The organism is Streptomyces sp. NRRL WC-3549 (assembly GCF_000721935.1).
Lineage (GTDB): Bacteria > Actinomycetota > Actinomycetes > Streptomycetales > Streptomycetaceae > Streptomyces.
Genome location: NZ_KL585423.1, coordinates 168,157 through 178,111 on the forward strand (window position 1 = coordinate 168,157; position 9,955 = coordinate 178,111).

10 protein-coding genes are annotated in these 9,955 nt (G+C 72.9%); 4 read left to right on the forward strand and 6 right to left on the reverse strand.

Translation table 11 applies throughout. The features are described from left to right. The coding region (locus IH13_RS0127175; protein ID WP_031088615.1) for a sensor histidine kinase at positions 1–1,410 on the forward strand (1,410 nt) is incomplete at its 5' end. Between the two features lie 26 nt (positions 1,411–1,436). On the opposite strand, the gene IH13_RS0127180 is transcribed toward IH13_RS0127175, so the two are convergent. Continuing rightward, positions 1,437–2,180, reverse strand: coding sequence for a response regulator transcription factor (locus IH13_RS0127180; protein ID WP_031088616.1), 744 nt, complete (start codon positions 2,178–2,180; stop codon positions 1,437–1,439). Positions 2,181–2,509: 329 nt separating this feature from the next. On the opposite strand from IH13_RS0127180, the gene IH13_RS0127185 reads away from it, so the two are divergent. Beyond that, on the forward strand, positions 2,510–3,844 hold the full coding sequence (locus IH13_RS0127185; RefSeq protein WP_031088617.1) for a globin domain-containing protein: 1,335 nt from the start codon (positions 2,510–2,512) through the stop codon (positions 3,842–3,844). Here the strand turns inward: IH13_RS0127185 and IH13_RS0127190 are convergent. Together IH13_RS0127190 and IH13_RS0127195 are read right to left on the reverse strand one after the other, a co-directional pair. Continuing rightward, positions 3,795–4,445, reverse strand: a complete 651-nt coding sequence (locus IH13_RS0127190) for a vitamin K epoxide reductase family protein (protein ID WP_031088618.1) — start codon at positions 4,443–4,445, stop codon at positions 3,795–3,797. The genes IH13_RS0127185 and IH13_RS0127190 overlap by 50 nt on opposite strands. After that, positions 4,442–4,885, reverse strand: coding sequence for a hypothetical protein (locus IH13_RS0127195; protein WP_031088619.1), 444 nt, complete (start codon positions 4,883–4,885; stop codon positions 4,442–4,444). The genes IH13_RS0127190 and IH13_RS0127195 overlap by 4 nt, the downstream gene beginning before the upstream one ends. 236 nt (positions 4,886–5,121) lie before the next feature. Here IH13_RS0127195 and IH13_RS0127200 point away from each other — a divergent pair, with 236 nt between their 5' ends. Further along, positions 5,122–5,631: a pyridoxamine 5'-phosphate oxidase family protein gene (locus IH13_RS0127200; protein ID WP_031088620.1), complete on the forward strand. Its 510-nt coding sequence runs from the start codon at positions 5,122–5,124 to the stop codon at positions 5,629–5,631. 54 nt (positions 5,632–5,685) lie between these two features. Here IH13_RS0127200 and IH13_RS0127205 read toward each other — a convergent pair whose 3' ends face one another. The 3 genes from IH13_RS0127205 to IH13_RS0127215 all read right to left on the reverse strand — a co-directional run bounded on the left by IH13_RS0127205 (position 5,686) and on the right by IH13_RS0127215 (position 8,811). Beyond that, on the reverse strand, positions 5,686–5,895 hold the full coding sequence (locus IH13_RS0127205) for a DUF397 domain-containing protein (RefSeq protein ID WP_031088621.1): 210 nt from the start codon (positions 5,893–5,895) through the stop codon (positions 5,686–5,688). Continuing rightward, entirely contained in the window at positions 5,877–6,719 is an 843-nt protein-coding gene (locus IH13_RS0127210; RefSeq protein WP_031088622.1) for a helix-turn-helix domain-containing protein, read from the reverse strand. Before IH13_RS0127210 ends, IH13_RS0127205 begins: the two co-directional genes overlap by 19 nt. Positions 6,720–7,005: 286 nt before the next feature. Further along, positions 7,006–8,811 carry a flavin-containing monooxygenase gene (locus IH13_RS0127215; protein ID WP_031088623.1) on the reverse strand — a complete coding sequence of 602 codons (1,806 nt, stop codon included), beginning with the start codon at positions 8,809–8,811 and terminating at the stop codon, positions 7,006–7,008. Between the two features lie 130 nt (positions 8,812–8,941). Here IH13_RS0127215 and IH13_RS0127220 point away from each other — a divergent pair. Beyond that, a partial coding sequence (locus IH13_RS0127220; RefSeq protein ID WP_031088624.1) for an SMP-30/gluconolactonase/LRE family protein occupies positions 8,942–9,955 on the forward strand: 1,014 nt, incomplete at its 3' end.

Below are 9,955 nucleotides of genomic sequence, written 5' to 3' on the forward strand. Positions count from 1 at the left end.
GCCCACCACCCGCCGATGCACAGTTTCCTGGGGGTCCCGGTGCGGGTGCGCGACGAGGTGTTCGGCAACCTGTACCTCACCGAGAAGCGGGGCGGACGGAGCTTCGACGCGGACGACGAGGCGCTGTTGACCACCCTGTCGATCGCCGCCGGGGTCGCCATCGACAACGCCCGCGTGTACGAGGAGAGCCGCCGCCGGGAGCGACGGCTGGAGGCCCTGGGCGAGATCACCCGCGCCCTGCTCTCGGGGACGGACGCGGACGAGGTGCTGCACCTGGTCGCGGAGCGGGCGATGGAGGTCGCGGGCGCCGACCGGGCCGCCGTCCTGCTGCCGCCGTCGCTGCCGGGCGCGCCCGCCCCGCAGGAGGCGGCCCAGGACCCGGCGGCCTTCGCCCCGCTCACCGTCGCCGTGGCCCACGGCCGGGACGCCGGCCGGGTGCGGGGCCTGTCCGTCCCGGCGCAGGGGTCGCTGGCGGGGCTCGCGGCCCGTACCGGAACGCCGGTGCACTGTGCCGACGTCCGGACGGACCCGCGGGCGCACCCGTTCGGCGACGGCGCCGAGGAGGGGCCGGGTCCGGTGGTCGCGGTGCCGTTGCGGGTGGGCACGGGGGCGTCGGGCGCGCTGCGGCTGGGGCGGCCGGCGGGCCGTCCGCCGTTCGACGACAGCGAGGTGGCGCTCGTCTCCGGCTTCGCCGACCAGGCGGCCATCGCCCTGGAGCTGGCGCGCGGGCGGGCGGAGTCCGAGGAGCTCGCGGTCATGCACGACCGGGACCGGATCGCCCGCGACCTGCACGACCTGGCGATCCAGCGGCTGTTCGCGACCGGGATGACCCTCCAGAGCACCACCCGGGCCATCGCGGACCGTCCGGAGGCGGCCGAACGCGTCAGCCGCGCCGTCGACGACCTGGACACCACGATACGGATCGTCCGCTCCACCATCTTCGACCTGCGCACGACGGACGGGTCGGGCCGGGGCGGGCTGCGGCACCGGATCGCGGAGACCGCCCGTACGGCGGCGCGTGCGCTCGGCTTCCGGCCCTCCGTACGGATCGACGGGCCGGTGGACTCCGTGGTCCCGGACGAACTGGCGGAGCACGTGGTGGCGGTCGCCGCGGAGGCGGTGTCCAACGCGTCCCGCCACGCCCGGGCGAGCCGTATCGACATCGTGCTGTCCGCCGGTGAGGCGGTGACGCTGACCGTGACGGACGACGGCATCGGGCTCGGGGACCGCACGGAACCCGCCTTGCCGTCCGGAGAGTGCGCGGGCGCGGATTCCGTGGGGCGCGGGGAGCAGCACGGTGGCGGCCTGGCCAACATGCGCGAGCGGGCCGAGCTGTGCGGCGGCACCCTGACCGTGGGGCAGCCGGCCGGCGGGGGCACACGGATCACCTGGCACGCCCCGCTCGACTGACCCGCCGTCCCGGCGGGCCCCGCGGGTCAGTGCCCCGGGGCCGGGGGCCGCCCCTGGCGTTCCCGGATCCGGCCGGCGAGCATGGCGGCCTGGATACGGCGGCCGACGCCCAGTTTGGCGAGGATCGCGGAGATGCGGTTCTTGACGGTCTTCTCGGCCAGGAAGAGGCGCTCGGCGATCTCCCGGTTGGTGAGCCCCTCGCCGATGAGGTCCAGGATCTGCCGCTCCCTGGGAGTGAGCCGGTCCAGCTCCGACACCTCGGCGGCGGGCGGATGCTGGGGCCCCCGCAGCCTCGCCATCACCCGGGCGGTCGTCCGGGGGTCCAGCATGGAGGTGCCGGAGGCGACCGTGTGCACGGCGGCGACCAGGTCGGCGCCGTTGATCTGCTTCAGCACATAGCCGGCCGCGCCGGCCATGATGGCGTCGAACAGCGCCTCGTCGTCGTCGAACGACGTCAGCATCAGGCAGGCCAGCCCCGGCATCCGGGCGCGCAGTTCGCGGCAGACCTCGATGCCGGCGTGGTCACCGCCGCGGTCGTCGCCGAGCCGTACGTCCAGCACGGCGACCTGGGGCGCCACGGCCGGTACGCGGGCCAGCACCTCCCGGGCGTCGGAGGCCTCACCGACGACCTCGATGCCCCCGTCGGCCTCCAGCAGGTCGCGTACTCCACGCCGTACGACCTCGTGGTCGTCGAGGATGAAGACACGCACCGGGGAGGCGGGCGGTGACGAGGGCGTACTCGTCCGGGACTGCGCGGGATCGTCGTTCACACCATGCTCGATCGGTAGGGAACCGGGGCGGACCGGAACCAGTATGTGGCCGCCGCCGGGGCGGTCGGCGGCGGGGTCCGAGGACACGGTGAACCGCATTCCGGAAGGGGCCGAAAGGCCCTGTGACCAGGGCCGGTCAGCACGAGGCACGCGGTGCCATACTGGCGCCGCCCACAGGGTCCGGACGTCACCGGCCCCGTGCGGCCGAGGCCCGTCCCCCCGTCCCGCGGGCGACGCGAGCGCGCTGCGAGGTACCGCAGCCGTCGCCGCACGTCCGCCGACGGGGCCTTGCGCACCCCCACCGCGCCGTCCCGAGGAGCCACCTGCCCATGAACACCCCGAGCGAGGACTATCACGCACTGCTCGCGCGGCACGACGCGATGCGGCTGCGGCGACGCATCCTGACCCCGGAGGGGAGCGGCGGCGACACCCGGCGTCCCCCCGCGCCGGAGCCCTACGACGGATCGGCCGACCAGCTGCTCATCGAGGAGTCCCTGCCGCTGGTGGACCCGTTGGAGGAGCTGATCGCGGACCTCTACCAGGTCCTGTTCGACCGGCATCCGTACCTGCGGTCGCTGTTCCCCGGGTCGATGGCGTTCCAGCAGGCCCATCTGGCGGCCGCCTTCCGGTATCTGATCGGCCATCTGCACCGCACCGACGAGGTGGCCGAGCGCTTCACCCAGCTGGGGCGCGACCACCGGAAGCTCGGTGTCCGCCCGGCGCACTTCACCGCGTTCGAGGGGGCGCTCGTCGAGGCGCTGCGCCTGCGCGCGGGGGCCCGGTGGACCGGTCCCCTGGAGGACGCCTGGCTGCGGATGCTGCGCCTGGCGGTCTCCTCGATGGTCCGGGGCGAGAACGAGGCGATCGCCGAACTCTCCAGCTGGGAGGCGACGGTGACCGCCCACGAGCTGCGCACCCCCGACCTCGCGGTCCTGCGGGTGCGTCCGCAGCAGCCCTATCCCTTCCGTGCCGGGCAGTACGCCTCCCTGGAGTCCCCGCTGCTGGAGCAGGCCTGGCGTCCGTACTACCTGGCGCGGGCCCCGCACCAGGACGGCGAACTGGAGTTCCACGTACGCGCCCGGCGGGCCGGCGGGGTGAGCGACGCGCTGGTGCACGGGACGCGGACGGGCGGCACCCTCCGGCTCGGTGCCCCCCGGGGCCGGCTGGCGCTGCCCGACGGGGCGGCGGACTCCGACGTCCTGCTGATCGCGTCCGGGACCGGCTGGGCCCCGATGAAGGCGCTGCTCCAGGAGATCGACGCCGTGTCCTCGTCCCGCACCCGGGTGCGGCTGCTGCTGGAGGCCGGTGCGCCGGAGGAGTCCGGGGCGACCGCCGGCATGTACGACACGGCGTATCTGGAGGCGTTCCGGCGTGGACGTCCGTGGCTGACCGTCCTGCCCACGCACTCGGCGGTCCACGCCGCGGGCGGTGCGCTGCGGGTCCTGAACGGGGTGCTCGCGCCGCGCCCGGGGACCTCCTCCCCTCCGCACGCCTTCCTGGCCCTGGCCCCCGAGGTGCCCACGGCCGAGCCGGCGCGGACCGTGGCGGCCGGGCTGGCCGCCGCCGGGGTGCCGGAGGCATGGGTCCATCAGGACACCTCCGGAGTCGTGGACGTCACAGAAGCGTCTGCCAGTACGACCAGAACCGGGTCCCTATCAGCGTGAGGACGACCAGGCACCAGGTCACCGGCACCACGAGCGGGAACTCCAGCACCGCCGCCACCAGGGCGCGCGGTGCCGGGAGCACCCCGTGGCGGAGGTTGTGCAGGGTGGTGTGCCAGAACAGGAACACGGTGACCACCCAGACGAGCACACACCACAGGCACAGCGCGCCGATGTCGTACAGCGCCTGCGTCATCAGCCACATGCAGAAGACGGCGCCCGCGAGCGTGCCGAGGTTGAGGCCCAGCCAGTACCAGGGCCGGTAGCGCGCCCCCGCCAGCACCCCGGCGCCCACCCCCAGCACCACCGCGAAGCCGATCAGGCCGATGAGCGGGTTGGGGAAGCCGAACACCGACGCCTGCTCACTGCGCATCACGTCCGTGCAGGAGAGCACGGGGTTCAGCGTGCAGGCGGGGACGAACCCGGGGTCCATGAGCAGTTCGAACTTGTCGACGGTGATCACGAAGGAGGCCAGCAGCCCGAGCGCCGAGGTGACCACGAGCAGCCACCCGAACCCCTGCCGCGCCCCGACGCGCAGGGGTCCGTCGCCGTCGTGCGCGTCCCGCGCGCCGGCCGTCCGCGACCCGCGCTCCAGCACTGTCATGCCCGCCCCCGTACGGAGCCCTCGGGCCAGACGACCTCCACCGGGATGCCCCGCGTACGGGCGAAGGCGACCAGGTGCGCGGTGGCGTCCCGGCCGTCGGTGCGTGAGCCGTCCCATACGGCGAACACGGTCCGGCTCTCCTCGACCAGGCGTTCGTCGGCGCAGACGCAGGCGTCGCGGTCGGCCGGGTCGAACGCCAGCAGCCGTAGCCGGTCCTGCTCGGGGAGCGCGGCGGGCACCACACCCTGGGCCGGCAGCAGGACGGTCAGCTTCCGGCCGGTCTCCCGGGCGGCCCGCCCGGACACCAGGGGCAGCCCCGCCCCCGCCCGTACGAGGGCGGCCGCGCCTTCCGCCAGCCGTCCCAGCCGCGCTCTCAGCTCGGCCTCCACCAGTTCCAGGGTTCTGCTGCCCAGGTCCCTGTGCCCGACGACCGCGATCACCGCGTACCCCTCCCGCGCGTCTTCGTCCCGCCCGCCCGGGCGGAACCCGTCGCACGCCGCGGCCCGGCCCCGGTGGCGCCGTCGGGCCGGGGCCCCGGCATGCGATACCCGAGTGAACCGAGGAAGAGCCCGCCGGGCTAGGGCCGTTCGGCCCCGGGCCGTTCGGCCCTGTCGCCGGGCGGCTCACCGCGGTGTACTCGGGGGCAGGCGAGGAGACCAGGAGACGAGGCCGCACCATGAGCCACACACGGCACCAGTCGCCCCGCACGTCCGTGCGTACGGCGGAGTCGAGGCCCCCGGCGGTACCGCCCGCGGCCGGCCACCCGGTCTCCCGCACCCCGCGGCGCACGGTCGAGCTGACGGCCGCCCAGGCGATGGCGCTGCTCGCCGGGGCGCCGCTCGGGCGGATCGTCTTCACCCGGCACGCACTGCCCGCCATCCGGCCGGTGAACCACCTGGTGGACGCAGGGCGGATCGTCATCCGGACACACCGCGACTCGGACCTGTTCCAACAGGCCCGTCAGCACGGCGGCCTCGGGGTCGTGGTCGCCTACCAGGCCGACGACATCGATCCGCTGACCCATCAGGGCTGGAGCGTCGTGGCCACGGGGTACTGCCACCCCGTCACCGACCCGGAGGCCCTGCTGCGGTACCAGCGGCTGATCAGGCCCTGGCCGGACCGGCCGATGGAGGCGGCCGTACGCATCAGTCCCGACCTGGTCACCGGGGTCCGGCTGACGGCCTGACGGTGCACCGCCCGCCGGCGCCGGAATACGACGGGGCGGTCGCATGCGGGCGGCTCAGACGCCCATGGCGCTGTCCTTCACGGCGGACACGAACGACGACCAGCCGTCCGCAGCGAAGACGAGTACCGGGCCCTGCGGGTCCTTGCTGTCACGCACGGGAACAGCAGAGGCGAAGTCATCGCAGACCTCGACGCATTCGCCGCCGTCCGAGTTGCTGTACGAACTCTTACGCCAAGAAACCGCGCTCAGGTCGAGGGATCGCACCGTACTTCCTCCAACAGGCTCAGGACGAACTTCCGCGACTCAGCAGGAGACAACGCCATGTCACGCACCGCATCGTAGGCACGTTGAAGCCGGTCCACCGGCTGGTTCGCCTCGATGAGGTCACCCCTGTACGCGTTCTCCGTGTAGGCGACGGTACGCCCATCTGGAAGCCGCAGGAACATCAGCGTCGTACTGTCCAAGCCGTACGGTCCTGCGCGGAGCGGAAGTACATGAAGCGTCACGTTCTCCCGATCACCGAGTTCCCCCAAGTACTCCAACTGCCGTCGCCACTCAGCCGCATCCCGCAGCGGCGTCCGCAGCACCGCCTCCGACACGATCGTGCGGAACGGCGGTGGGCCGTCGCCCGTCAGCAGCTCTCTCCGTCCCATCCGCGCCTCGACCTGCTGGTCCAGCTCCTCGCCCGTGATCCCACCTGCCGCCAGCACCTCCCGGGCGTACCCCGGCGTCTGCAACAGCCCCGGCAGCACACTCACCGCGAAGTGCCACAGACTCGTCGCCTCCGCCTCCAGCGCCATGTACCGCCGGTACCGCTCCTTGAACTGCGACTGGTCGTTGATCGCCAACTCCCACAGAGCCAGCAGCATGCCCGGTGTCCCGTAGTACTGGTCCAGCGCCTGTACGACCTCCGGGCCGCCGACCGTCTCGCCCTTCTCCATCTTGCCGAACAACGACCAGTCCCAGCCCAGCCGTTCGCCGAGCCGTCGCAGGCTGTCGCCCCGCTCGGTGCGCAGGTGCCGCAGCTCCTCCGCGAACCGTGCCCGTGGTTCCCTGCTGCGGCCTGTGACCGCCCGCCTCGTCGGCATCGCGCCCTCCGTGGTACGTGTGGAACATGCGGGAGGCGCCCGAGAAGCACCCGTGACGACCCCGCACGGAACGTAGTACCGGGCACACGGCCAGGCAGAGGAATCCGCGAAAGAACAGCCGAAGGAAGACACCTCCTGACGTCACCGTCACGGGGAGGGCGCCCAGGCCTCGGCCCTGCCCCTCAGCGCGGTCGTGCCCCAGGCCGGTGCCGCCGGTCACCGCGGGCGCGGTGACCGGCGGTGCCCGGCCGGGACTCCGGCTCACCGGCGGGCCGGAGCGGCCCGGTCAGACGGCGCCGGTGCGGGCGCGCAGGACTTCGCCGACGGACGTCTCGCGCCACTGCTTCAGCAGTTCGTGGAAGGCGACGGCGCCGTGCGGGTAGGCGTTCGCGCTGTTCGGCCGGCCGAGACCCTCCCGGTTGTAGTAGCCGGGGGTGCACTCGGCGTGGAACCACTCGTGGTCGGGGGCGTCCTTCGCCAGGACCGCGAGCCAGGCGTCCTCGGCCTCGGGGGACGGCTCGATGAGCGCGCCCGCGGCCTCGGCGGCCCCGACGAGGGCGGCGGCGTGGACGGCCTGCTCGTCGAGGACGTGTGAGAAGTTGACGCTGCTGGCGTTCTGCAGGGAGCCCAGGTGGATCAGGTTCGGGAAGCCGTTGCTGGTGAAGCCGTGCAGCGTACGGGGGCCCGACCGGCCCCATGTGGGCAGCAGTTCGGCGCCGCCCCGGCCGTGGACGGGAAGCCTTCCGGAGAAGATTCCGGATACCCCGACGGAGAAACCCGTGGCGAAGATCAGGCAGTCGAGCTCGTAGGCGGTGTCACCGACGACGACGCCGTGTTCGGTGACGCGCTCGATCCCATGGGTGTCCGCGGTGTCCACGAGGGAGACGTTGGCGCGGTTGAACGCCGGGTAGTAGAGGTCCGAGAACGTGGGGCGTTTGCAGGCGTACCGGTACCAGGGCTGGAGCTTTCGGGCCGTCTCCGGGTCGGTGACGTCCTGGACGACACGGGCGCGCAGCTCGTTCATCTTCGCGGCGTCGGCCGCCTCGTAGGCCTCCTCGAAGGCCGGTCCCCCCTCCTCGCGGCGGAAGCTCGGCAGGAGCTTCTCCAGAAGAGCGGCCGACGAGGTCCAGCCGTCCGCCACGAGGTCGCGGTCGGTGCTCTCGCCGGAGACGATGCTCAGGAAGTTCTCGCGGCGCGCCCGCGCCCAGCCCTCACCGCCGGCGCCGACGTCCTCGGCGGTGGTACGGCGGTTGGCGCGTACGTCCACGCTGGAGGGGGTGCGCTGGAAGACGTAGACGTGTCCGGCGTCCTCGGCGAGTTTCGGAATGACCTGGACACCGGTGGCACCGGTGCCGACGATGCCCACGCGCTTGCCCGCCAGACCCGTCATGCCGCCGTCCGGGGTGCCGCCGGTGTAGGCGTAGTCCCAGCGCGAGGTGTGGAACGTGTGGCCCCGGAAGGTCTCGATGCCGGGGAGGCCGGGCAGCTTCGGCTCGGACAGGGTCCCGGTGGCGGTGACGACGTAGGTGGCGCGGAAGGTGTCACCGCGGTCCGTGGCCACGGTCCACGTCTCCGTCGCGTCGTCCCAGGTGAGCGAGGTGACGCCGGTGGAGAACAGGGCGTCGCGGTAGAGGCCGAAGGTCTGGGCGATGCGCACGGCGTGCCGGCGTATCTCGTCGCCGGGCGCGTACTTCCACTCCGGCACGTATCCGGTCTCGTCGAGCATCGGCAGGTAGACGTGCGACTCGATGTCGCAGTGGATGCCCGGGTAGCGGTTCCAGTACCACGTGCCGCCGAAGTCCCCGCCCTTCTCCACGACCCGGACGCGCTCCACGCCCTGCTGCCGCATCCGCGCCCCGGCGAGGATGCCGCCGAACCCGCCACCGACCACGGCGACGTCGACGGTGTCGTGCACCGCCTCGCGTTCACCCGTGCCCCGCGTGTACGGGTCCGCGGCGTAGTAGCCGAACTCGGCTTCCGTGCCGAGGTACTGGCGTGCCCCGTCGGGCCGTACGCGTCGCTCACGTTCGTGGCGGTAGCGCTCCCTCAGCGCGGTGAGCTCGTCGGTGCGCGGTTGCTGAGTGTCCGTCATGTGGGGGGCCTCACTCCTGTCCTGCCGATCGGCCGCACCGAAGTGAGCGGCCGTCAACTACCGTAACCCCTACCGGACAACGCTGTCCGGTTACCCCGTGCACGAACCGACAGGAAGAGTGAGACCCCCCATGCGACGACTTCCGACCCGGACCCTTGCCGCGCTCACCGCCATCGGCACCCTGGCCCTCACCGGATGCGGTACGGAGACGACGGCGGGCCCCGCCGGCGACAAGGCCACCGCCTCCGGTGCCGGCCGGACCATCCGCGCGCAGAAGCTCATGCAGGTGACGAAGGTGCACGAAGAGACCGGGATGACCCTGCTGGAGGGACCGGTGTTCGACGAGGACGGCGGCCTGCTCCTCGTGGACGTCACCGCGCCCGCCGGGAAGCCGAAGGTGATGCGCGTGGACGTGGCCAGGAAGACGTCGCGCGCGGTCCACACGGACGACCGGGGCGCCTACACCTCGGCCCAGTTCAGCCCGTACGACGGACGGCTCTACCTCACCGACTACGCCCACGGCGAGATCGTGAGCCTGGCCCCGGACGGGACCGATCCGCGCACCTTCTTCTCGGGCGAGGTCGACGGAGCACGGATGAACCCCGACGACCTCGCCTTCGACGAGGAGGGGAACCTGTACGTCAGCGACTCGCGGGGCCTGTCCGAGAGGAAGGCGCAGGGCCGCGTGGTGCGGATCGGGCGCGACGGCGAGGAGGCCACGGTGCTGGCCGACGAACTGGCCGCGACCAACGGCATCTCCTTCGACGCGGACTACCGCGGGCTGTGGTTCAGCGAACTCACCGAGAACCGGATCTCCTACCTGGGCCTCGACACGGAGGGCCGGGTGACGTCCAGGCACACCGCCGTCCGCGTCGACGGCGGGATCGCCCAGACCGACTCCATCGCCGTGGACGCGGACGGCAACCTCTACCTGGGACTCCACGGCCGGCCCGCGATGGCCGTGTACAGCCCGCACGGTGAGCGCCTGGCGACCGTCGAGGTCCCCGGCCGCGCCGAGGGGCTCGAATCGGCGACGAACGTGGCGATCACCCCCGGTGGGACCAAGGCGTACATGACCGTCAGCGGGCCCGCCGGCGGATACCTGTACACCTTCGACGCACCGGCGAAGGGCATCCGGCAGTCC

What these genes read in the sequence shown, in the direction of transcription:
- IH13_RS0127200 (WP_031088620.1), top strand. Translation starts at nt 5,122, where the DNA reads ATGAGCCACACACGGCACCAGTCGCCCCGCACGTCCGTGCGTACGGCG.
- IH13_RS0127185 (WP_031088617.1), top strand. Translation starts at nt 2,510, where the DNA reads ATGAACACCCCGAGCGAGGACTATCACGCACTGCTCGCGCGGCACGAC.
- IH13_RS0127215 (WP_031088623.1), bottom strand. Translation starts at nt 8,811, where the DNA reads ATGACGGACACTCAGCAACCGCGCACCGACGAGCTCACCGCGCTGAGG.
- IH13_RS0127210 (WP_031088622.1), bottom strand. Translation starts at nt 6,719, where the DNA reads ATGCCGACGAGGCGGGCGGTCACAGGCCGCAGCAGGGAACCACGGGCA.
- IH13_RS0127190 (WP_031088618.1), bottom strand. Translation starts at nt 4,445, where the DNA reads ATGACAGTGCTGGAGCGCGGGTCGCGGACGGCCGGCGCGCGGGACGCG.